This is a genomic window from Pelagerythrobacter marinus (assembly GCF_009827515.1).
In the GTDB taxonomy this organism is placed as follows: Bacteria; Pseudomonadota; Alphaproteobacteria; order Sphingomonadales; family Sphingomonadaceae; genus Pelagerythrobacter; species Pelagerythrobacter marinus.
This window is the reverse complement of sequence record NZ_WTYO01000001.1, coordinates 385,273-407,436: the sequence shown is the minus strand read 5'-3', so window position 1 is coordinate 407,436 and position 22,164 is coordinate 385,273. Positions and strand designations below refer to the sequence as shown.

Sequence of the window (22,164 nt, the reverse complement as noted above, 5' to 3'; positions counted from 1 at the left end):
CCTGAAGGCCAAAAAAGTTTATACTTGGCCATTCGCCGGGCAACGCACCTTATAGATAGAATCTATATCGAAAAGACGAGTTGAATTTTACTTAACTTATCGAGGGGTTAATTTTGAGTCAGAGAAGCATCCTCATGATCGGCTGCGGCAAGATGGGCGGGGCCTTGCTCGAACACTGGATGTCCGGTGGCGATGACTTTACAATAGTTGACCCTGCTCTCGAACAAGTTCCCGCCCCCGCCCGGCTGGTGGCCGATGCCGGCGAGCTCGGCGATGCCAGCTTCGATGTCATCGTGGTCGCGATCAAGCCGCAGATGATCGACGACATCCTGCCCGGCCATGCCGGCCGCCTGACGCCGGGCGGCTATGTCCTTTCGATCGCCGCCGGCTGTGCCGCGGCGCGGATCTCGCGCGCGATGAACGGCGCGCCGGTCGTGCGCGTCATGCCCAACCTGCCCGCCGCCGTCGGCCAGGGGGTCAGCGGCATCTGTCCCGACCCCGCCGTGACCGAAGAGCAACGCGCCCATGCCGAGGCGATGATGGCCCGCACCGGCACCGCCATCACGGTGGACGCGGAAGACAAGCTCGACCGTGTCACCGCGGTCGCCGGATCGGGCCCGGGCTACGTGTTCGAGATCGCGCGCACTTACGTCGCCGCCGCGCAGGAACTGGGCTTTTCCGCGCAGGAGGCGCGGGCCATGGTGCTCGGCACGATGGCCGGCACGGTCGCAATGGCCCAGGCCGACGAGGCCGGCGACCTCGAGGCGCTGCGCAATTCGGTGACCAGCAAGGGCGGAACCACGGCCGCGGGGCTGGACGCCCTGAACGGCGACGATACGCTTACCCGCCTGATGCGCTCCACCCTGCAGGCGGCCTACGACCGGGCGGTGGAGCTGCGCTGAAGCCGCGGTTCCCGCCCCTAACGAGACGAGGATTACCATGAACGACCAGACACTCGACCCGCAGATCCACATCCAGGAACTCGGCCGGCGCGCGCGCGAGGCCGCCCGCGGCCTCCTGTCCGCCAGCACCGAGGCGAAGAACACCGCCCTGCGCGAAGCGGCCAGGGCCCTGCGCGCCGGCACGGCCGCGCTGCTGGAGGCGAACGCGGCCGATGTCGCCAGCGTCGAGGGCAAGAAGCCCGAAAGCTTCGTCGATCGCCTGCGCCTGACCGAGGACCGGATCGAGGGCATGGCCACCGCGCTGGAGGAAATCGCCGAGCTGCCCGACCCGGTCGGGCGCAAGCTGGCCGAGTTCGACCGGCCGAACGGGCTGAAGATCGAACGCGTCGCCGTGCCGATCGGGGTTATCGGCATGATCTACGAATCGCGTCCCAACGTCGGCGCCGACGCCAGCGCGCTGTGCCTGAAGTCGGGCAACGCGGTGATCCTGCGCGGGGGATCGGAAAGCCGCCATTCGACGCGCGAGATCGTGGCCGCGATGCGCGCCGGGCTGAAGGCCGCCGGCCTGCCCGAAGACGCGGTGCAGACAGTGCAGACGACCGATCGCGACGCCGTGGCGGCCCTGCTCAAGGCCGACCAGTTCGTCGACCTCGTGATCCCGCGCGGCGGGCGCGGCCTGGTCGAGCTGGTGCGCGACCAGGCGAGCGTGCCGACGCTGCTGCACCTCGACGGCAATTGCCACAGCTACGTCCACGAGGCAGCCGACATCGACGAGGCGGTGAAGGTGATCCGCAATGCCAAGCTGCGCCGCACCGGCATTTGCGGGGCGACCGAAAGCATCGTGATCGATCGCAAGATCGCCGACCGGGTCGTGCCCAGGCTCGCCGAAGCGATGGCGGCGGACTGCGAGCTGCGCGGCGACGAGGCGGCCGTCGCGCTCGACGACCGGATCAAGCCCGCGAGCGAGGAGGACTGGGATACCGAGTACCTCGACCCGATCGCCAGCGTGAAGATCGTCGATGGCCTCGACGAAGGGATCGCCTGGGTCGATACCCATTCCAGCCACCATACCGACGCGATCCTGACCGAGGACGCGGAGGCCGCGCGCCGGTTCATGACCGCGATCGACAGCGCGGTCGTGATGCACAATGCCTCGACCCAGTTTTCCGACGGGGGCGAGTTCGGCATGGGGGCGGAGATCGGGATCGCCACCGGCAAGATGCATGCCCGCGGCCCGGTGGGGCTGGAGCAGCTGACCAGCTTCAAGTACCTCGTCCACGGCGACGGCCAGACGCGCCCCTGATCGCCGGGCCTGGTCGCCGGGCCCGATCGCCGGACCCGACCATCGGGCCTGCCCACGGACCCGGTCGCCCACCCCTCCCCCGCGCCGCCCGTGTTCGCGTCCGGCGGCATGGCGGGCGGGGCGCGGGTGCCGGTGCAATTGCCTTCGGCGGGCAATCGGGGTATGGGCGGCTTCCTGCCCCGGTTCCGGCGGAGCGCAAGGCTTCGCCCGCCGGGGCACCGTTGTTTTTGCGCGCTAGGAATTCCCCATGCCCCGTCGCCGCCAGATCTACGAAGGCAAGGCCAAGATCCTCTACGAAGGGCCCGAACCGGGCACGCTGATCCAGTATTTCAAGGATGACGCGACCGCCTTCAACGCCCAGAAGAAGGGCACGATCAACGGCAAGGGCGTGATCAACAATCGCATCAGCGAATATGTCTTCCTGCGCCTGGGCCATATCGGCATCCCGACCCATTTCATCCGCCGCCTCAACATGCGCGAACAGCTGGTGCGGCAGGTGGAGATCGTCCCGATCGAGGTCGTCGTGCGCAACGTCGCGGCCGGCAGCATTTCCAAGCGCCTCGGGATCGAGGAAGGCGAGCCGCTGCCCCACACGCTGATCGAATACTATTACAAGGACGACGGCCTCGGCGATCCGCTGATCGCGGAAGAGCACATCGCCTGCTTCAACTGGGCATCGAACGAGGAAATGCAGGATATCGCCAGCATGGCGATCCGCATCAACGATTTCCTCTGCGGCATGTTCGCCGCGATCAATATCCGGCTGGTCGATTTCAAGCTGGAATTCGGCCGCATCTGGGACGGCGATTACAGCCGCCTGATCCTGGCGGACGAGATCAGCCCCGACGGCTGCCGCCTGTGGGACATGACCACGGGCGAGAAGCTGGACAAGGACCGGTTCCGCCGCGACCTGGGGGGCGAGGAAGACGCCTACCAGGAAGTCGCGCGGCGGCTGGGCCTGCTGCAGAACGAGGACAACGGCCCGGGCGAGGTCTTCGACCTCAACGCCCACCGCGGCAAGTTGCGCAGCCCGATCAAGCCGAAGAAGTAAGGCCTCGCTCAGACCACGTAGCGCAGGGCCATCCCGCTGGCGGCGATCGTGTCGTCGCATTCCGGGACGTGGTCGCCGTCCACCTGCACCGGGCTGACGCAGCGGTCGAACACGACCTTGCGCACGGTGCGGATCTCCGCCAGCCCGAGCCGGTCGAGCGGCAGGCGCAGCATCGCCGCGCCGGTCAACGCCGCGGTGCCGATCCGGGTCGAGCGATGGAGCGTGACGAGTTCCACCGAATCCGCCGCCAGCCCGGCCCGCGGGCTCAGCCGGAAAGGCCCGGCATAGAACGCCCCGTGCGAGGCGATCACCGCCTCCGCCGAGCAGGCGAACGGCGTCCCGTCGGCCAGTTCCCCGCTGATATCGACCGGTTCGCGCGGCCAGCGCGCCAGCTGCCGCATCGCCGCCGCGACATAGGCATAGCGCCCGATCCGGCGCTTGAGCGGCGCGGAGACTTGCGCCACGGCATGGCTGTCGGGCCCGATGCTGAGGCAGGCGACGATCGGCGTCCGGCCCAGCGTGTAGAGCGGCGCGCGGAGCCAACTCTCGGGGCCGCGATCCCAGGCCGCGGCGACCTGGGCCGCCAGGGCATCGGCACGCCGGGCATAGCCCAGTTCGCGCGCGACCAGGTTGATCGTCCCCGCCGGCGCGATGCACAGCGGTACCTCGCCGGCCGCGGGGCCCAGCGCCTGCACGGTATCGCGCAGCGTGCCGTCGCCGCCGTGGACGCAGACGAGGTCGGCAGCGCCCGAAAGGCGGGCCCCGTCGCGCGCGCTGGGCATGGCCGACACTTCCATCCCGCGCGCGGCGAAGGCGGCGGCCAGGGCATCGAGCCGCGCCTGCCGGAAGCTGCCCGCCGCGGGGTTGTAAACCAGGTCGATCTTCATCGTCCGCCGCCTAGCAGCGCCAGGTTGTGAAATACTCAAGAAATCGGCGACTTGCCTGTGCGCGGCCGGTGCGAGGGGCGACTTGCCCCGGGCGCGCGGAAACGCCATAGGCTGCGCGCGAGTCCCGATCTCGCAGCGAAAGGCGCCCCGCCCATGAAAGTCCGCATCCATGTCAGCCTCAAGCCGGGCGTGCTCGATCCGCAGGGTCGCGCGGTCCACCATGCCCTCGAAGGGCTCGGCTTTTCGGGGGTCGAGGACGTGCGCGTCGGCCGCCTGATCGAGCTGGAGGTGGCCGACGATACGACCGATGGGCAGCTGGAGGACATGTGCCGCAAGCTCCTGGCCAACACGGTGATCGAGAACTTCCGGATCGAAACGATGGAGACCGCGTGATGGCATTCCGCGGCGCGGTCATCACCTTCCCCGGTTCCAACTGCGACCGGGACATGGCCGTCGCGCTCGAGAAAGTGTCGGGCGTGCCGGCGCTGCGCGTGTGGCACGGCGATGCCGAACTGCCCGACGCGGTCGATTTCGTCGCCGTGCCGGGCGGCTTTTCCTACGGCGATTACCTGCGCTGCGGCGCGATCGCCAGCCGCAGCCCGATCATGCGCGCGGTGATCGCCGCCGCCGAACGCGGCGTGCCCGTGCTGGGCGTGTGCAACGGCTTCCAGGTCCTGACCGAGAGCGGCCTGCTGCCCGGCGCGCTGATGCGTAACGCGCAGCTGAACTTCATCTGCCGCACCGCGCCGCTGCGGGTGGAGAACAACCGGTCGCTGTTCACCGCCGGTTACGACCAGGGGCAGGAAATCGCCCTGCCCGTCGCCCACCACGACGGGAACTACTTCGCCGACGAGGACACGCTCGACCGGCTCGAGGGCGAAGGGCGCGTCGCCTTCCGCTATCTCGACACCTGCAACGGATCGCGCCGCGACATCGCCGGCATTCTCAACGCGCGCGGCAACGTGCTGGGCCTGATGCCCCATCCCGAACGCGCGATCGAGGTCGATCACGGCGGTACCGACGGGCGCGTGCTGTTCGAAAGCGCGGTGAAGGGCCTCGTCGCCGCCTGACCGGTCAGGCGATCAGCGGCTCCCGCTGGCGGAACAGGGCATGGACCTCTTCCGCCGGCATCGGCCGGCCGAAGTGGAATCCCTGGATCTTGTCGCATCCCAGCGAACGGACGAGTTCGGCCTGCTCGGGGCTTTCGACCCCTTCGGCAGTGGTCGTCATTTCCAGGCTGCGCGCCATCGCGATGACCGCGCGCACGATCGCCAGGCTTTCCTGGTTCCCCTCGGCCGCGCCGTCGACGAAGGTGCGATCGACCTTGATCGTGGAGAACTGCAGCTTGCGCAGGTAGCCGAGCGAGGAATAGCCGGTGCCGAAATCGTCGAGCGCGACGGTGCAGCCCAGCGCCATCACCTGTTCCAGCGAATTGCGCGCCACGTCGGGGTCGCGCAGGAAGATGCTCTCGGTCACCTCGATCTCCAGCCGGTGGGCGTCGAGCCCGCTGGCCGACAGCGCGTTGACGACCGTGGCCGGGAAATCGCGTTCGAGCAGCTGTTCGGGCGAGACGTTCACCGCCACGCGCACGTCGCGCGGCCAGCGCGCTGCCTCGCGGCAGGCCTGTTCCAGCACCCAGGCGCCGATCGGCACGATCAGCCGGGTGTCTTCCGCCAGGGGGATGAACTTGCCCGGGCTGATCGACCCGTGCTCCGCGCTGTTCCAGCGCATCAGCGCCTCGAAGCTGACCAGCGTTTCGTCCTGCGCGTTCACCACCGGCTGGAAATTCAGCGACAGCTCGCCGTCGGCCAGCGCACGCCGCAGGGCGACTTCCAGGACGCGCCGTTCCTCCGCCGTGGCGTGGAGGCGCGGTTCGTAGCGGTAGTGGCCGCTGCCCCCCTCTTCCTTGGCGCGATAGAGCGCCAGGTCCGCGTTGCGCATCAGGTCTTCCACCGTCTTGCCGTCGCGCGGGCCGAAGGCGGAGCCGACGCTGGCCCCGATGTAGAGCGTGTGGCGGTCGATCTCGTAAGGCTGCGAAAGGCGCTCGATCACCTGCCGCGCGACCGTCTCGACCCGCTGCGAGTCGCTGGCGTCGCGGATCACGATGGCGAACTCGTCGCCGCCCAGCCGGCCGCACAGGGCGTTCTCGTCCATCAGTTCCTTCAGCCGGCGCGAGACTTGCGCCAGCAGGCGGTCGCCGACCAGGTGGCCGAGCGAATCGTTGACCGCCTTGAACCGGTCGAGATCGACCATCAGGAAAGCGCATCGGGTCCGCCACTGGCGCGCGTATTGCAACGCATCGCCCAGCGCCTCGGTCAGCATCAGGCGGTTGGGCAGGCCGGTCAGCGTGTCGTAGCGCGCGAGGTAGGCGATCTTCTCCGACGATTCGCGCTGCTCGGTCACGTCGGAGCCGACCCCGCGGAAACCGGTGAAGACGTCGCCGTCGAATAGCGGCGTGCCCGAAAGCTCCCACCAGCGTGTCTGCTTGCCGATCGCGACCTTGACCAGGAGATTGGAGAAGCTCTCGCGCCGCTTCATCCGGTCGGCCAGGTCGTGCAGGCTCTGCGGGAAGTTGGCGTCGTTCCACGCTTCGCCGGCCAGGACCTGGAGGAAGGACTGGCCTTCCAGCTCCTCCGGCTTCCTGCCCAGCGCGAACGAGAAGCGCGGCGATGCACCGCGGATGCGGCGCGCGGCGTCGATCTGCCACAGCCAGTCGGCCTCGTTCTCCTCGAACTCGCGCAGGAGGAGCGAGACGACCTCGCTCTTTTCCTGGCTGTTGTTCTGTGCGATCCGCGCGACGAGATAGATCCGCGCGATCGCGATCGTGCCGTAGCCGACGACGAGCAGGAAGAAGACGACCAGGCTCATCAACTGATACGCCCGCTCGATCACCAGGATCGTCAGCATCCCGGCCCCGGTCAGCGCGCCGAAGACGATCGTGCTGAGCGGTGCGCCCGAAACGATCAGCGCGGCACCGGCGATCAGCGTGCCGATCGCCGCGATCATGATGTAGCGGTCGGTCGATTCGAGGTACCCGGTGAACAGGACCACGGCCATGGCCCAGGCCACGCCCAGCATTCCCGCGCGCAAGGCGTGCCTGTGCATTTCGCCCGGCGCGACCCGGCGCGTGTCGGCATCGATCAGCGCGCCGTCGCGCACGACGACATAGGCGAGCACGACGCCCAGCAGCGCCACCCAGGCGGCGAGCAGCGGGGTCGGAACCCGGCCATAGGCGGTCCAGGCGACCATCGCGGCGACGAAGACGTGGCCGAAGGCGCGGGCGCGCCAGACGCTGGCCACGCGGGCCAGCTGCATCCCGCGCAGGCGATTCCAGTCGGCGCCCGTGCCGCCCCGGAACCCCAGGACGGACAGGACGGACAGTGTCGACGGGTCGACGCGCTCTTCCAGTTTGCTTCCGCTCACCCCTCCCCGCCTAGGGCGGAAAGGTTAGGACCGGGTAAAACGCCGATACAATTCAACGCCCTGCCAGCGCCGTCCCGTCCGGGTCACTCGACGGTGACGGACTTTGCGAGGTTGCGCGGCTGGTCGACGTCGGTGCCCTTCACGCAGGCCGTGTGATAGGCCAGCAGCTGCACCGGAACGGCATAGACCAGCGGCGCGATCAGCGGGTGGACCCGCGGCATCTCGATCGTCGCGATGCAGCCCTCGCCCGCTTCGCGCAGCCCCTCGGCATCGGAAATCAGCACGACCTGCCCCCCGCGCGCGCGCACTTCCTGCATGTTCGAAACGGTCTTCTCGAACAGCGGGCCCGACGGCGCGAGCACGATCACCGGCACGGCCTCGTCGATCAGCGCGATCGGGCCGTGCTTCATTTCGCCCGAGGCATAGCCTTCGGCGTGGATATAGCTGATTTCCTTCAGCTTCAGCGCCCCTTCCAGCGCGAGCGGGTAGTCGGGCCCGCGCCCGAGGTAGAGCACGTCGCGCGCCGGCGCGATCAGGTGCGCCATCGCCGCGATATCCTCGTCATGGTCGAGCGCGGCGTTGAGCGCGGCCGGGGCTTCGAGCAGGTGGCGCACGACCTCCTCCTCCTCCGCCCGGTCCATCCGCCCCTTCTTCACCGCCAGGTGCGCCGCCAGCGCGGCGAGGACGGCCAGCTGGCAGGTGAAGGCCTTGGTGCTGGCAACGCCGATTTCGGGCCCGGCATGGGTCGGCAGGAGCAGGTCCGCCTCGCGCGCCATCGAACTGGTCGGCACGTTCACGACCACGCCGATCGTCTGCCCTTCGGCCTTGCAGTGGCGCAGCGCGGCCAGCGTGTCGGCCGTTTCCCCGCTCTGCGAGATGAACAGCGCCAGCCCGCCATCCTCCAGCACCGGCTGGCGATAGCGGAACTCGCTCGCGACATCGATGTCCACCGGCACCCGGGCGAAGGTCTCGAACCAGTACTTGGCGACCATGGCGGCATAGAAAGAGGTGCCGCAGGCCACGATCGTGATGCGCTTCACCGTCGAGAGGTCGAAATCGATCTGCGGCAGGGCGACCGAGTTGTTCGCCTGGTGGACGTAGCTGCGCAGCGTCTGGGCGACGACGGTCGGCTGTTCGAAGATCTCCTTCTGCATGAAGTGGCGATAGTTGCCCTTCTCCGCCGCCGCGGCGGTCGCCCCCGAATGGGTGATCTCGCGCTCCACCGGCACGTTCTGCGCGTCGTAGACTTGCGCCCCGTCGCGCCGCACGACGACCCAGTCGCCTTCCTCGAGATAGGCGATCTTCTGCGTCAGCGGGGCCAGCGCCAGCGCGTCGGAGCCGAGATAGGTTTCCCCCTCGCCATAGCCGACCACGAGGGGCGAGCCGAGCCGCGCGCCGATCAGCATGTCGGGGTGATCGCGGAAGGCGATCGCCAGCGCGAAGGCGCCGCGCAGCTTGGGCAGGACGGCCTTCACCGCGTCTTCAGGCGTGGCCCCGCCCTCGATCTCCTCCGACACGAGGTGGGCGACCACTTCGCTGTCGGTCTCGCTCTCCAGCGTGCGGCCGCGCGCGATCAGCTCGTCGCGCAAGGGGCGGAAGTTCTCGATGATGCCGTTGTGCACCAGCGCGACCTGCCCGGTCGCGTGGGGGTGGGCATTGCTGGCGGTGGGCGCGCCGTGGGTCGCCCAGCGGGTATGGGCTATGCCGATCGTGCCCGAGGCCGGGTCGCGCTCCAGCTCGGCCACGAGGTTGGCCAGCTTGCCTTCGGCCCGCCGGCGCACGAGCGAACCGTCGCGCACCGTGCACACGCCCGCGCTGTCGTAGCCGCGATATTCCATCCGCTTCAGGCCGTCGACCAGCCGGTCAGCCACTTCTTCCTTGCCGACGATGCCGATAATTCCACACATGAACTGGTTACCCCGGGTTGTGGTTGGCGGGCGGAGCGCCCGATGCGGTTTGCCGCCTGCTCGCGGGAAAAGGCGCGCGCGTCAATCCGCTTGGCGGGCCGGTGGCTGCACGCCCGGCGGGGTGCGCCACCAGAGCAACAGGCCCGCGCCGATGATCACGGCGGCCCCGGCAATCGTCGCGGCATCGGGCACGTCGCCGAAGACGAGCCAGCCCAGGGCCGAGGCGACGATCATCTGGACATAGGTCATCGGCGCGACCGTCGAGGCGCCGGCGCGCGTCGTGCCCAGGTAGATGAGCCAGTGGGCGATGCTGGCCGTTACCGCCACCAGCGCGCAGCGCGCGATCACGCTCCAGTGCGGCGGCCCGATCCGCAGCGCCTCGATCCCCGCGGCGTGTCCGCCGAGCGCGGCCAGCGCCAGGATCGGTGCCGCGACCGAAACGATGAAGACCTGCATCGACAGGGTGCTGCCCTGCCCGGAGGACGCGCGATTGGCGATCACCATCAGGCTGAAGAATGCGGCGGCACCCAGCGGCAGGAAGGCCACGGCCCCGACTTCGGCGAGGTTGGGCCGCAGGACTAGCAGCACGCCGCCGAGCGCGATCAGCGAGGCGACCCAGACCACCGGCCGGACCCGCTCCCCAAGCAGCGGCCCGGCGAGCAACGCGGTGAAGATCGGGGCGACGAAAGTCAGCGCCATCGTCTCGGCCAGCGGGAGGACGAAGACGGCGGAGAAGAAGCACAAGGTCACCCCCGCCAGGCATGCGCCCCGCGCGACCTGGAGCCACGGGTGCGATGGCCGGAAGGCGCGCGGCCCCTGGCCGAGCAGGAGGATCAGCGAGAGGCCGGCGGCCCCGAACGCCAGCCGCAGGGCCGCCACCGCCACCGGCGACCACATGCCTGCCATCGTCTTGACCACCGCGTCGCCGAGCGAGAGCATGGTGAAGCCGGCAAGCGCGCAAACGATGCCCGTGCGTTCGGCCTGTCGCATCTGGCGGCAATCCCCCCCCTTGGCTGGCCCGCGCCGCGGCCAAGGGGTCGTCGCGGCAGCGGCAGGCCTGCATCGTCGCCGGTGTCGATGGTTTACCGCAAGTTAAAACTTGCCCCCTAGGCCCCGGGGCGAGTTCACGCGACCGGGAAGGCGTTCTTCATGTCCATCGCCGCGGCGGCAGATCGCGCCGCCCCTGCCGAGACCAGCCCGCAGGCCAGCGCGCGCTGGCCGCTGTGCGGCGCGCTGGCGACAGTCGCGCTGGCGGCGCCGCTGTTCGCGCTCGGCGGCTGGCTGGCGCTGGACAGCCACCCGGCGATCCTGTTCTACGCCGTCCCGATCGTGGCTGCCGAACTGGCGGTGATCGCGCTGGCAATCGCCGACGGCTTCGACATGCGCGCCGCCCTCGCCCGGCTGGCGCCCGCCACCCGCGCGGGCGCGGCGGGCTGGCTCGTCGCGATCGCGCTGACCAATCTCGCCATCGCGGCGCGGCCCGGTGCCCCGCTGCCCCTGATGCTGACAAGCGTGGTCCATGCCCTGTTCGGCCTCGCGCTGTGGGCCATGCTCGGCTCTGCCTGGGCGCACCGGCGCAAGTCCTTCCTGCTCGCCGCCTGCGCGGGCGCCGCGCTCTACGGCGCGGTCTTCACCGCGATCGTCGCGGCCGAGTTCGGCAACCCCGGCTTCAACTGGGTCGGGGTCGGCATCGGCATTACCAATATCCGCCAGCTCGGCTTCTACGGCGTGCCGCTGGCCGCGATCGCCCTCGCCCTGTCGTGCGGCGCGCGCGGCCGCGGCGCGGCGCTGGCGACGGTGGGCGGGGCCTTCGGCTTCTGGCTCACGATCGTCAGCGGCAGCCGCGTCGCCCTGGCGGCGGGCCTGCTGGCCATGGCTGTCATCGCCGTCCTCCTGCCGAAAGGGCAACGCCGCGGGCTGGCCGTGCGCGTGCTGGCCGCGCTCGCCGTCGCGGTGCCGGCCTCGTACCTGCTCGTCCCGCACGAGGCATGGGGGCTCGACCGCATCCTCAGCCGCGGGCTCTCGGGCGACGGGATCGACCATTACACGTCGGGCCGCATGGCTATCTGGCGCGAGACCTGGGCCGCGATCGTCGAACGGCCCCTGCTCGGCCATGGCGAGGGCCAGTTCCGCACGCAAGTCGAAGCGGGGATGGGCGCGATCAACCACCCGCACAACGCCCTTCTCCAGTTCCTCTACCAATGGGGAGTGGCCGGCACGGGCGCGCTCGCGCTGATGCTGTGGGGGACGGGCCTGGGCCTGCTGCGCCTGGCGCGGCGGGCCGGCGACGGCGAACGGGCCGCGGCCGCCGCGCTGACCGGGCTGGTCGCGATCGCGATGCTCGAAGGGGCGCTCTATCACGCCTACCCGGTCATGATCGTGGTGACGTGCCTGGCCCTGCTCAACGCGGGGCGACCCGAGGGGCACCGCACGGGGGGCGGCGCCTTAGCAAAATAATTAACTTTCCCAATTATTCACCACGTTGAGAGGGGCCATCGTCACCATGCGCCGGCGGCTCTTTCGGATGATTTGAAACCAAGGGGTCACGCAATGAGCGCATTCGGCAGGAAGAACGGTCCAGGCGGAATGGCGCCCGGCAGCCGCCCGTCGTTCGGCGTGGCCCGGCCCATGAAAGGCGGCGAGGCGGCACGTCCCGCCCCGCCTCCCGGCGGCGACCAGTTCCCGCCCCTGCCGGGCGAGGAAGCCCCTGCCCCCAGCGAACCGGCAGCCCCGAACAAGGCCGACGCGATGACGCGCCTGGCGGACCGCGCCAACGCGATCCACGAACAGGCCGAGATCGGCGGCTTCGAGGCGAGCGTCCACAAGATCAAGGAACAGGTCCTGCCGCGGCTGCTCGAACGGGTCGATCCCGAAGCGGCGGCGACCCTGACCAAGGACGAGCTTTCCGAAGAGTTCCGCCCGATCATCATGGAAGTGTTGGCCGAGCTCAAGGTCACGCTGAACCGCCGCGAACAGTTCGCGCTGGAAAAGGTGCTGATCGACGAGCTGCTCGGCTTCGGCCCGCTGGAGGAGCTGCTGAACGATCCCGATGTCTCCGACATCATGGTCAACGGCCCGGACCAGACCTACATCGAGAAGAAGGGCAAGCTGGTCGTCGCGCCGATCAAGTTCCGCGACGAACAGCACCTGTTCCAGATCGCGCAGCGGATCGTGAACCAGGTCGGCCGCCGCGTCGACCAGACCACGCCGCTGGCCGACGCCCGTCTGAAGGACGGCAGCCGCGTCAACGTGATCGTCCCGCCGCTGAGCCTGCGCGGCACCGCGATCTCGATCCGCAAGTTCTCCGAGAAGCCGATCACCCTCGACATGCTCAAGGAATTCGGCTCGATGTCCGACAAGATGTGCACCGCGCTGAAGATCGCGGGCGCGTGCCGGATGAACGTCGTCATTTCCGGCGGTACCGGGTCGGGCAAGACGACGATGCTGAACGCGCTGTCGAAGATGATCGACCCGGGCGAACGCGTGCTGACGATCGAGGACGCGGCCGAGCTTCGCCTGCAGCAGCCGCACTGGCTGCCGCTGGAAACGCGCCCGCCGAACCTGGAAGGCCAGGGCGCGATCACGATCGGCGACCTGGTCAAGAACGCGCTGCGTATGCGCCCCGACCGGATCATCCTGGGCGAGATCCGCGGCGCGGAATGTTTCGACCTGCTCGCGGCGATGAACACCGGCCACGACGGTTCGATGTGCACGCTTCACGCCAACAGCCCGCGCGAATGCCTGGGCCGCATGGAAAACATGATCATGATGGGCGACATCAAGATCCCGAAGGAGGCCATCAGCCGCCAGATCGCGGAAAGCGTGGACCTGATCGTCCAGGTCAAGCGCCTGCGCGACGGCTCGCGCCGGACGACCAACATCACCGAGGTGATCGGGATGGAAGGCGACGTGATCGTCACCCAGGAACTGTTCAAGTTCGAATACATGGACGAAACCGAGGACGGCAAGATCCTGGGCGAGTTCCGCAGTTCGGGCCTGCGCCCCTATACGCTGGAAAAGGCGCGCCAGTTCGGTTTCGACCAGGCCTATCTCGAGGCCTGCCTCTGACCCCCTGCCGGCCCCGCGCCCGCCGGCAAGGCGGCGCGGCGGGGCTTGCCTCCGATCAGAACCGGAACGCGGCGCCGAGGCGGAAGTTGCGCCCGGGCTCGCGCACGCCCGAAACGATGCCGTAGTCGGGGATCGCGCTGTAATCGGCCACGCTGGCGTGGGCGATATAGGCCTCGTCGAACAGGTTGTAGACCGCGGCCAGCAGCTCGAAACGGTCGCTGCCCAGCGGCTGCCAGCGGGCGAAAAGGTCCAGCGTGGTATAGCCGGGCTTGTCGATGAACTCGGTCGCGGGCACGTACCCCAGCTCGACGTCGCGGAACAGGACCTCGAGATCCTCGACCCGCTCGAACCGGGTCAGGCTCGCTTCGAAACCCAGCGCGGGCGAAGGATCGAACGTCGCGCTGACGTTCCACTGGTCGCCCAGCGTATTGCCGAGCGCCAGGTGTTCGTAGCCGTTGACCGGGCGATCGTTCAGCTCGGGATCGTAGTGGTTGTAGAACCCGCTGATCCCGAACGCGCCGCGGCGATAGCCGGCCCGCAGCTCGAACCCTTCCGAACGGAACGTGCCGACGTTCTCGAAATAGACGCCGTCCTGCGGGAACGGCCCGCGATAGAGCTGATCGAAGACGACGTCCTCGATCTCCATCGCGTAATAGGCGGCAGAGGCATGGAAGCCGCCGCGATCGTAGGCGAGGCCGACCTCGAGATTGCCGACCGTCTCCGGCTGCAGGCCGGGCTGGAGGATCGCGCGACCCGGGCGATGTTCGAGGGTGAAGGCATCGCCGATCTCCTTGCCGCGGAAGGCCTCGGCATAGCCGGCATTGGCGGTCAGCCCGGGCAGGATCTCCAGATCGGCGCCGATATTGAACGAGACGCCGCTGCTGCTCGTACCCACGCCGTAAGTCTCGATGTCGAGCGTGTAGTAGTCGTAACGGGCCCCGAAGCTCAGGAGCAGCGGATCGGCCACCTGCCAGCGGTCCTGGACATAGACGCCGACCAGTTCGCCGCTTTCGCCGAAGCGGCCAATGTCCGGGTCCCAGGCCCAGGGCTGCCAGGTCGCCGGCTCGGCGAGGTAGGCGCTCGCGACCGAATCGTTGCGATATGCGACCCCGCCGACGATGTCGTGCGCGCCCACCGAGGCGCCGATCCGCAGGTCGCCGCCCCAGTTCTCGATCTCCGCACCGTAGAGGCCCCAGCGGTCGAACCGGTCGAGCTCGAATTCGGCCCGGGTCCAGTAACCCACCAGTTCCAGCCCCACCGGGCCGCCATCGTCGAAGCGGTAATTGCCGATCACCGTTCGCCGGCTCGCCTCGGCCGGGAACAGGTCGTCGCCTTCCATCACCGGCCAGTTGGGCCGCGCGCCGAACTCGCCCTCTTCCTCCCGCTGTTCATAGCTGAGCGAGAAGCCATGGCCGCCGCCGACATCGCCGCCCAGCTTGACGAAGGCGACGTTCTGCTCCGCCCCGCTGCCCGGAACCCGCTCGCCATGGCCGTCGCGATAGGGATCACGGTCCTGGTGGACGTAGGCGGCGACGATCCCGACGTCGCCGGCCAGCCGCCCGAAGGCCGTACCCGAAAGCTTGTAGCCATCGTTGGAGAACCAGCCGGCCTTGACGATCGCGCCCACGTCGCGCCCCGGCTCCAGCAGGTCGGCGGCATCGCGCGTGCGGAAGCGGATCGCCCCGCCGATCGCGCCGAAGCCCGCGGTGGCCTCGCCCGCGCCGGTCTGCACCTCGACCCGCTCGAGCAGTTCCGGTTCGATCGACACGCGCCCGACGTGGTGGAACAGCGTCCCCTGGACCTGCGCGCCGTCGATCGAGACGTTGAGCTGCGAATCCTCCAGCCCGCGAACGTAGATCTTCTGCGCTATGCCGATCGCGCCCCCGACCGAGACCGAGGGGGTGCTGCGGAACAGGTCGGCGAGATCGTTGGCCTGGGTCAGCTCGACATCGTCGCGGGTGATCGCCGAATCGGTCAGCTTGCCGACCACGACGATCGGGGCCGCGGCAGGCGCGCCCTCGGCGGGTGCGGCGGCGGAGGCGGCTGCGTCCTGCCGGGTATCGCCGGCGTGCGCGGCATCGGGCTGCGGCGTGGACTGGGCAGCGGCGGCGGAGGGAAGGACGATCGCGGCGGCGGCGAGAAGGCTCGCCTTGGACTGGGACATGGGAACCTCGCTTCGGCATCGACGACAGGCCGGATGCGGCCATCGCCGTCCCGCTAATGCGAATGCTTATCAATGGCAAGCACGATATGCCGCTTTCCCGGCGTGCGCGGCTATCGCTTCCACGGCGGCCAGCTGCGCGGGCCCGGTTCCGTCGAAACCGGGCCCGGCCCCGCCCTCAGTATCCGCTGGCCTGCCCGTCCTTCCGCATCTCGGTCGCCCCGGTGTAAACGCCGCTTTCCGGATCGCGCGCGATCGCCTGGTACCCGCCGAAGGGAATCCCGGTCCGTTCGATCTCGACCTTGTGGCCCATGGCCCGCAGCGCCTCGACCGTGGCGGCGGGGATTCCCGGTTCCACGAACAGCGTGCCCAGGTCGTCCACCGCCATGCTGTCGGCGGCGCTGCCGGCCAGCGCGTCGGTCGGCTGCCGGCCGCCGTCGTGCATCAGGCGCGCCGCGTCGCCGGCTTCCTGCAGGTTCATCCCGAAATCGACCAGGTTGACCAGGACCTGGACGTGCCCCTGCGGCTGCATCCCGCCGCCCATCAGGCCGAAGCTCATGAAAGGCTTGCCGTCCTTCTTCACGAAGGCGGGGATGATCGTGTGGAACGGCCTTTTTGCCGGGGCATAGGCATTGGGATGTTCCGGATCGAGGCTGAACAGCTCGCCGCGGTCCTGGAACATGAAGCCCAGCCCGTCGGCGACGAGCCCGCCGCCCATCCCGCGATAGTTCGACTGGATCAGGCTGACCATCATCCCGTCCCTGTCCGCCACGGTCAGGTAGGTCGTGTCTCCCGGCCCCTCCAGCTGCGGAGCGACCAGGTCGCCCGCGGCAAAGGCCGGCGTGGCCCGTTCGGGATCGATCAGCGCGAACCGCGCACGCCCGTACTCCTCGCTCAGCAGCTCGGCCGGCGCCGCTGCGAAATCGGGATCGGCGTAGAAGCGCGCGACATCGGCGAAAGCGAGCCGCTTGGCCTCGGTGATGTAGTGCAGCACTTGTGCCGAACCGCGTTCCCACTGCGCCAGGTCCACGTTCTTGAGGATGTTGACCATCTGCAACGCGGCATAGCCTTGCGAGTTCGGCGGCAATTCGCACAGCTCGTACCCGTCGCGGTAGGCGACGCAGGCGACATCGACCCATTCGCTCTCGTGCGCGGCAAAGTCGGCCAGGGTGAACGCGCTGCCCTGCCGGCGCAGGTAATCGACCATGATGCGCGCGGTCTCGCCCTCGTAGAACTCGTCGCGCCCGCCCGCGGCAATACGCTCCAGCGTGTCGGCGAGGTCGGGGTTGCGGAAGATCTCGCCCGGCGCGGGCGGGCCGTCGGCGAACCAGGTCGCCCGGGCATTGGCGAAATCGAACGGGTGCTCTTCCTGCCGCGCCTCGTAGCTCCTCAGCGCGCGGGCCAGGTACATCTCGATGACCGGCGCGACCGGGTGCCCTTCGCGCGCGTAGCGGATCGTGGGGGCGAGGTTGTCGGCCATCGGCAGCTTGCCGAACCGATCATGCAGCGCGAACCATGCATCGACGGTGCCGGGAACGGTCACCGGCAGGGGGCCGACCGGCGGGATCGACGTCGCCCCATCGCCCAGCCGGGCCCTCAGCTGCTCCAGCGTCTGGCCCGCCGGCGAACGGCCCGAGCCGTTGATGCCGTGCAGGTGCCCGGTCGCGGGGTCATAGACGATCGCGAACAGGTCGCCGCCGATCCCGTTGCCGGTCGGCTCCATCAGGCCGAGCGCGGCATTGGCCGCGATCGCCGCGTCGACCGCGCTGCCCCCGGCCTTGAGAATATCGAGCGCGACCTGCGTCGCCAGCGGATGCGCGGTGGCCGCCATCCCCTCGCGCGCGACGACCGGGCTGCGGCTCCAGTCCGCCCCCACCGGCCGCGCGCCCGGTCCGATCCCCTGCGTCGCCGCGGCCGTCGTGTCGGCGACATTGGCCGCGTCCTGCGCCGCCACCGGACAAGCCGCCAGGACGCAGGCACCCATCAATGAAATCAACCGCATGAACGCGCTCCCTTCTCCGCAATCGCAAGAGCGCTAGGCCACCCCGCCCGCCGACGAAAGGGGGACAGGCCAAAAAAGAACGGGGGCTGCCGGGCTGCTATCGGGGCCTGGCCGGCCGTCCGGTCCACGCGAAGACTACCCTTCCCGTCTTCCACGCAGGCCGGCGTTTGGCGCATCGGGCGAGACGGAAGCCGGCGCAGCGGCTTCTGACGAAGAGCAGGCGACGTGCATTCGCGCAGGCGGAAAAACCGCCCGCGCGTGATCGCGGATCAGCAGCGGGCGACCAGCGAGACCTGCCGCTCCGCGCCATCTCCTGAGCCGGCGAGCACGGCTTCGGCGCGAATGAGCGGGCCCCATTCCTGCACGATCGGCCCGGCGGGGCGGCCGCGATCGGTCCATTGGCCGCCGATGTTCATCCGGGTGGCGGACCAGTTGATATTGTCGCGGATCACGCTGATGGTCTGCACGTGATCGGCCCGGGCGAGGACGAGCGTGAGACCCACCTCCTCTATCAGGAGGCGCGCGGGTACGCCGTCGGTCGGCGTCATCGCGCAGTCGGCGATCGGATGAACCGTCGTCTCGCCGCCGAAGGTCAGCTGCGCGGTGCCGGCTTCGGGCGCGGTGGTCGAGGCAAGCGTCAGGGCAAGGGTGAGGACAGTGGTAAGCATGGGGGTTCTCCTGCTGGCGTGGTGGGAAGGCCGGCTACGGCTGGGCCGGGCACTCGCCGGCGAGGCGGAAGCCGGCGGTATCGTCGCCGACGCCCACTTTCCCGCGGGCCGTGAGCTGTCCGTCGGCCCCGAGGTCCATGGCCCAGCCATCCGCCGGCCCGCCCCGGTTGCTGACGTCGTAGCCGTCGCTGCGCGACAGCGTGGCGGAGATCGTCCCTCCGGCGCGGCGCATATCGATCTCCAGCCGGCTGCCCGGGTTGGTCTCGAAGACCACGCCCAGGCCCGCCAGGCCGCCGCCGCGGTCGAAATCGCAGCGCGTGATCGTGGCGGGAACGGTCGGATTGGTGCCGACCTCCAGCGTGATCTCCCCTTGTGCGGTGACGGTGACCTCGCGGGCGGGCTCGGCGCGCCGCGACGGCTGCGTTTCCGGGCGGTCGCCAGCCGTGGGGCCGGCCCCCAGCGCGGGGCGATCGGGCATCCAGGGCGAAGGTTCTTCCTGCCCGGCCACGGCATCGAGGACGAATTCCAGCCGCAGCTCCTCCGCCAGGTGCCGTCCGTCCTTCGCGCGCAGCCCGGTTCCGACCACCGCCGCATATGCCCGGCCCGCGACCGGGTCGCGCGGCCTGACCGAGACGATCGTGCCCGAGGGGCTGAGCGAGACTTTCGCTGCGACGGCCGTTCCGTCCATCTCGAGCCGCACGGCATCGAGCGAGGCGGGATCGAGCGCGACGTTGAAGGCCGCGCCGGCGGGGCTGTCGAACGCGCCCGCCCCCGTCTCGCCCGACGGCCAGCTGGCAAGCGGTTCGAGCGGAACGCTCAGCTGCACCGGCAGCATCGTCGTGCGTTCCGCCACCCCGTCGTGGGCGACGATCGCGAAGGCAGCGCGCGGGCCAGGCCTCAGCGTGAGCGGATCGGGGGTGTAGCGGGTATCCGAAAGGAAGTGCGCGAGCGTGGACCACTCCCTGCCATCGGGTGAATAGCGGACGGAATATGTCGTGGCCTCCGCCGGTCCCGCCCCGGCCGTCCACTCGAGAGCTTCGCCCGCGCGGTAGCTGGAACCGGGGGCGTGGGACGTCACGCTCGGGCTGTCCAGCTGGCCCGATGCGCGCAGCTCGCCGATGACCTCGGCCCCGTTGACAAGCGCGATCCGGGCCGGTTCGCCCGACAGCGCCAGGGTGACCGCGAAAGGCCAGACGGGCTCGTCCGATGTCGGTGGACCGACCTTGGCCCGCGCCAGCACGGAACCGGCGGCATCCTCCACGCGCAGTTCGAACGGTCCGTCGCCCGACAGCGGGTCGCGCGGCCCGGGCACGCCGACCGTGGGGAGGAACTGCGCCTTCGTGCCGTCGCTGAGGCCGGAGACCAGGATAAAGCGCCGATCGCCGTCCGCGCCGTCGAATGTCACGCTGGTGGCGATACCGTCGGCAGAGCCGCGGCCTTGGGCAAGCGGATTTCCGCCGAGCGCCGATAGCGAACCGGTATGCGCGCCGGCGTTGCGCAGGATCGCCGGCACGCGCTTCACCAGCCAATCGTACTGGTCGCCATCGATCCAGTATTCCCTCCGGTGATCGTAGGCGCAGGGGAACATCAGGTTGCGCATCGGGGTGCGCGACTGCGCATTGCCATATTCGGAGGATTTCTGCCAGCCGGTCGTCCCGTCGAGCGCGATGCGCATGCCGTCGATCCCCGGCGCTTTCCTGTCCCGGTAGGCGTCGCACACTTCCGCCCGGTGCTCGCGGCCTTCCACATAGGGCGTGTGCGGAAGCGCGAAGACATGGCCGAACTCATGCTCGATCAGCGGGGCGGTGACGATTCCCGGGACGACCCCATCGGGCAGCGGGCCACTGCTCATGACGATCATGTTCCGGTTCTCCCGGTTCTCCCTTCGGAGCGCTGCCAGGTCAGGCGCGGGCAGATGGGTCTTGGCCGTCTCACCCGGCCTGGCGATCAGCGTCGAAGGCTGATCGAACGGCGCATAGGTTTTCCCGGCCCCTCCGAGACTGGGGGGATGGTAGGAGACGATGACATGAGCGACCGATCGCGCGGAGACATGCTCGTAAAACAGCCTGAACAGCGCCATCATGTCGCCGGCATTCTCGTCGCACAGTTCCCTGTCGAAGATCCTGGGTAGTTCACAGATGGTGCGCGCGATGTTGTAGCTTCCCTGAAAACGCCCCACCACGCGAGCGATCGGAAAAACCTGGTTCATGTACGTCTGCTGCTGCTGCGCGGCCAACAGCGCGTAGTGGCGGGCTCGATCGTCGGCGCCTTGCGACCACTCGGCGTGCTCGGCGAGGTAATAATCGAACACCAGGAGGTCGCTGTGTTCGGCAGCGTACTGCATGGTGTGATCCACTGTCGCCGGTTCGGGATCGGCGGTTTCCGGATAGGGGTTTGCCGGCTTGACCTTGGCGGTGAAGTGCATCGGCAACGAGCCCGAGGTCGGCGTCCAGTCGAACAGGTTCAGGGCGTGTTTTCCCAGCCGGCGTTCTTCGTCCGAAATCAGGTCCGGACGGCGCGCCCGCTCGGCAATCTCGGGAAAGACGGTCTTGTCGTCGAGATCGGTGATCTCGGCCACGACAGGATAGTTCAGCACCTGCCAGGCGGGATCGATGTCGTCGCGTTCCTCCCATTCGACGAAGATCCGTCCGGCGGCGGGCTTGTCCTTTATCAGGGGCGCGTCGCGGGAAACCTGGTGGATCTCGAGCCGCAGCTCGTCGGGTTCGACCAGGGTGGAGATGGACATCCGGTAATCGCCGGCGAGCATTTCCTCCTCCAGCCCGCGAAGGCCCTCTTCCCCCGACATGACCTCGATGTCGTAGACCGTCCCGCTCAGTAGCGGCTCGACCGGCCTGACCCGCACCCGGTCGGGCGCGACGAGGGCAAGGTCGGTGGCAACGAAGATCGGCCCCCCGCCCGCGTTGCGGGTGGTCATGAAGACCGTGGTTTCATCGAGGGTCGTCGTTTCGATCGGGGCGTCGAACTCGATGTAGAAGTCCGCGCCTTCGAGAACCACGTTCTCGCGCCCGCTTTCGGGCACGGTCTCGACAACCTGGAGAAACTCCTTCTCCTCGCACAGCGTGAGATCGAAGAGATCCTCGGTCGCCGGCGTTCGCTCGAGAGTGAAAGTCGCCTCCAGGTGCAGTTCTTCCAGCCTGCCTTCGCGCTGCCGCTCGTAATCGAAGGTCTGGCCCGCCACCGGGGTGACGACCGAAACGAACCTGCCCGAAAGGTGCAGCGTGAAGCTGTCCTGCGTCCACTGCGTGACGATCGTCGCGGGGTTTGCCGCTTCCGCCCCGTAGACGGGGAATACCCGCATGTCGGGGCGACCGGTCGCGGCCAGCCGGTTGTCGAACGACACGGTGGCGAACCGCGCGCGGGCCTCCCTCGCCTCCAGCCCGTGAACCGCGTCTATCCGCCGTCCCGAAGGGCCGCAGGGGATCGTCCCGATGTGTATTTCCGAGAAGGTGTCGCCGGTCCGGTGGCGGTGATCGTGCAGGACGATCCCGAAATAGCTGCTGTCGCGATAGCCCCTGCGAACGAAGACGGCCTGGCCCGCCATCTCGCCGTCCGCTTGCGAAACCGAGCTGCCGGACACCCGGCCCGACCACGACCCGACGAGGCGGTCGCCGAAGCGCACGTCGTAGCTGTCGCGGTAAGGCGAATTGGGATCGCGCGCCTGCGCCTGGGCCGGCGAAGCGGCTGCGAACACCTGGAACAGCAGCCCGCAGGCCAGCACCAGGGCCGCGAGGCCGTGTCTGTGCAATCCCGGCATCAATCGCTCTCCATCAT

At 69.0% G+C, this 22,164-nt stretch carries 15 protein-coding genes; 7 read left to right on the top strand and 8 right to left on the bottom strand.

Going from position 1 to position 22,164, the window contains the following annotated elements:
• Positions 1 to 113: 113 nt before the first annotated feature.
• From GRI72_RS01840 to purC, 3 genes are all read left to right on the top strand, one after another.
• Entirely contained in the window at positions 114 to 902 is a 789-nt protein-coding gene (locus GRI72_RS01840; protein ID WP_237486681.1) for a pyrroline-5-carboxylate reductase family protein, read from the top strand.
• 37 nt (positions 903 to 939) lie between these two features.
• The gene (locus tag GRI72_RS01835) at positions 940 to 2,205 is read left to right on the top strand and encodes a glutamate-5-semialdehyde dehydrogenase (RefSeq protein ID WP_160732216.1); all 1,266 of its coding nucleotides are present in this window, start codon (positions 940 to 942) and stop codon (positions 2,203 to 2,205) included.
• 247 nt (positions 2,206 to 2,452) lie between these two features.
• Complete coding sequence (gene purC / locus GRI72_RS01830; protein WP_160732215.1) at positions 2,453 to 3,256, top strand: phosphoribosylaminoimidazolesuccinocarboxamide synthase; 804 nt, start codon at positions 2,453 to 2,455, stop codon at positions 3,254 to 3,256.
• Between the two features lie 8 nt (positions 3,257 to 3,264).
• On the opposite strand, the gene GRI72_RS01825 is transcribed toward purC, so the two are convergent.
• A complete protein-coding gene (locus GRI72_RS01825; RefSeq protein ID WP_160732214.1) occupies positions 3,265 to 4,143 on the bottom strand; it encodes a diacylglycerol/lipid kinase family protein in 879 nt (292 codons plus the stop codon).
• A gap of 153 nt (positions 4,144 to 4,296) precedes the next feature.
• Here GRI72_RS01825 and purS point away from each other — a divergent pair, with 153 nt between their 5' ends.
• Complete coding sequence (gene purS / locus GRI72_RS01820) at positions 4,297 to 4,536, top strand: phosphoribosylformylglycinamidine synthase subunit PurS (RefSeq protein WP_160732213.1); 240 nt, start codon at positions 4,297 to 4,299, stop codon at positions 4,534 to 4,536.
• Entirely contained in the window at positions 4,536 to 5,213 is a 678-nt protein-coding gene (purQ, locus tag GRI72_RS01815) for a phosphoribosylformylglycinamidine synthase subunit PurQ (RefSeq protein ID WP_160732212.1), read from the top strand. The genes purS and purQ overlap by 1 nt, the downstream gene beginning before the upstream one ends.
• Positions 5,214 to 5,217: 4 nt before the next feature.
• Here the strand turns inward: purQ and GRI72_RS01810 are convergent, their stop codons facing one another.
• From GRI72_RS01810 to GRI72_RS01800, 3 genes are all read right to left on the bottom strand, one after another.
• Entirely contained in the window at positions 5,218 to 7,566 is a 2,349-nt protein-coding gene (locus GRI72_RS01810; protein WP_337191107.1) for a putative bifunctional diguanylate cyclase/phosphodiesterase, read from the bottom strand.
• An 83-nt stretch (positions 7,567 to 7,649) separates the two neighbouring features.
• The gene (glmS, locus tag GRI72_RS01805) at positions 7,650 to 9,473 is read right to left on the bottom strand and encodes a glutamine--fructose-6-phosphate transaminase (isomerizing) (RefSeq protein ID WP_160732211.1); all 1,824 of its coding nucleotides are present in this window, start codon (positions 9,471 to 9,473) and stop codon (positions 7,650 to 7,652) included.
• 81 nt (positions 9,474 to 9,554) lie between these two features.
• Positions 9,555 to 10,463 (bottom strand): DMT family transporter, encoded by a 909-nt coding sequence (locus tag GRI72_RS01800; protein ID WP_160732210.1) that lies wholly within the window; start codon positions 10,461 to 10,463, stop codon positions 9,555 to 9,557.
• A gap of 159 nt (positions 10,464 to 10,622) precedes the next feature.
• Between GRI72_RS01800 and GRI72_RS01795 the strand changes: the two genes are divergently transcribed.
• Both GRI72_RS01795 and GRI72_RS01790 read left to right on the top strand, forming a co-directional pair.
• Entirely contained in the window at positions 10,623 to 11,930 is a 1,308-nt protein-coding gene (locus tag GRI72_RS01795) for an O-antigen ligase family protein (RefSeq protein WP_160732209.1), read from the top strand.
• Between the two features lie 93 nt (positions 11,931 to 12,023).
• Complete coding sequence (locus GRI72_RS01790; protein ID WP_202388878.1) at positions 12,024 to 13,541, top strand: TadA family conjugal transfer-associated ATPase; 1,518 nt, start codon at positions 12,024 to 12,026, stop codon at positions 13,539 to 13,541.
• A gap of 55 nt (positions 13,542 to 13,596) precedes the next feature.
• Here GRI72_RS01790 and GRI72_RS01785 read toward each other — a convergent pair whose 3' ends face one another.
• From GRI72_RS01785 to GRI72_RS01770, 4 genes are all read right to left on the bottom strand, one after another.
• Positions 13,597 to 15,705: a TonB-dependent receptor gene (locus GRI72_RS01785; RefSeq protein WP_160732208.1), complete on the bottom strand. Its 2,109-nt coding sequence runs from the start codon at positions 15,703 to 15,705 to the stop codon at positions 13,597 to 13,599.
• A 175-nt stretch (positions 15,706 to 15,880) separates the two neighbouring features.
• Positions 15,881 to 17,704 carry a gamma-glutamyltransferase family protein gene (locus GRI72_RS01780; RefSeq protein ID WP_160732207.1) on the bottom strand — a complete coding sequence of 608 codons (1,824 nt, stop codon included), beginning with the start codon at positions 17,702 to 17,704 and terminating at the stop codon, positions 15,881 to 15,883.
• Positions 17,705 to 17,973: 269 nt separating this feature from the next.
• Positions 17,974 to 18,372: a hypothetical protein gene (locus tag GRI72_RS01775; RefSeq protein ID WP_160732206.1), complete on the bottom strand. Its 399-nt coding sequence runs from the start codon at positions 18,370 to 18,372 to the stop codon at positions 17,974 to 17,976.
• Positions 18,373 to 18,406: 34 nt separating this feature from the next.
• Positions 18,407 to 22,147, bottom strand: a complete 3,741-nt coding sequence (locus tag GRI72_RS01770) for an Ig-like domain-containing protein (protein ID WP_160732205.1) — start codon at positions 22,145 to 22,147, stop codon at positions 18,407 to 18,409.
• Positions 22,148 to 22,164: the final 17 nt, after the last annotated feature.

Excerpts from the sequence above, each read along its gene's own strand:
- GRI72_RS01790 (WP_202388878.1), top strand. The coding sequence starts at position 12,024 with ATGAGCGCATTCGGCAGGAAGAACGGTCCAGGCGGAATGGCGCCCGGC.
- GRI72_RS01835 (WP_160732216.1), top strand. The coding sequence starts at position 940 with ATGAACGACCAGACACTCGACCCGCAGATCCACATCCAGGAACTCGGC.
- GRI72_RS01770 (WP_160732205.1), bottom strand. The coding sequence starts at position 22,147 with ATGCCGGGATTGCACAGACACGGCCTCGCGGCCCTGGTGCTGGCCTGC.
- GRI72_RS01780 (WP_160732207.1), bottom strand. The coding sequence starts at position 17,704 with ATGCGGTTGATTTCATTGATGGGTGCCTGCGTCCTGGCGGCTTGTCCG.
- glmS (WP_160732211.1), bottom strand. The coding sequence starts at position 9,473 with ATGTGTGGAATTATCGGCATCGTCGGCAAGGAAGAAGTGGCTGACCGG.
- purQ (WP_160732212.1), top strand. The coding sequence starts at position 4,536 with ATGGCATTCCGCGGCGCGGTCATCACCTTCCCCGGTTCCAACTGCGAC.
- GRI72_RS01785 (WP_160732208.1), bottom strand. The coding sequence starts at position 15,705 with ATGTCCCAGTCCAAGGCGAGCCTTCTCGCCGCCGCCGCGATCGTCCTT.
- purC (WP_160732215.1), top strand. The coding sequence starts at position 2,453 with ATGCCCCGTCGCCGCCAGATCTACGAAGGCAAGGCCAAGATCCTCTAC.
- GRI72_RS01825 (WP_160732214.1), bottom strand. The coding sequence starts at position 4,143 with ATGAAGATCGACCTGGTTTACAACCCCGCGGCGGGCAGCTTCCGGCAG.
- GRI72_RS01800 (WP_160732210.1), bottom strand. The coding sequence starts at position 10,463 with ATGCGACAGGCCGAACGCACGGGCATCGTTTGCGCGCTTGCCGGCTTC.
- GRI72_RS01795 (WP_160732209.1), top strand. The coding sequence starts at position 10,623 with ATGTCCATCGCCGCGGCGGCAGATCGCGCCGCCCCTGCCGAGACCAGC.
- GRI72_RS01775 (WP_160732206.1), bottom strand. The coding sequence starts at position 18,372 with ATGCTTACCACTGTCCTCACCCTTGCCCTGACGCTTGCCTCGACCACC.
- purS (WP_160732213.1), top strand. The coding sequence starts at position 4,297 with ATGAAAGTCCGCATCCATGTCAGCCTCAAGCCGGGCGTGCTCGATCCG.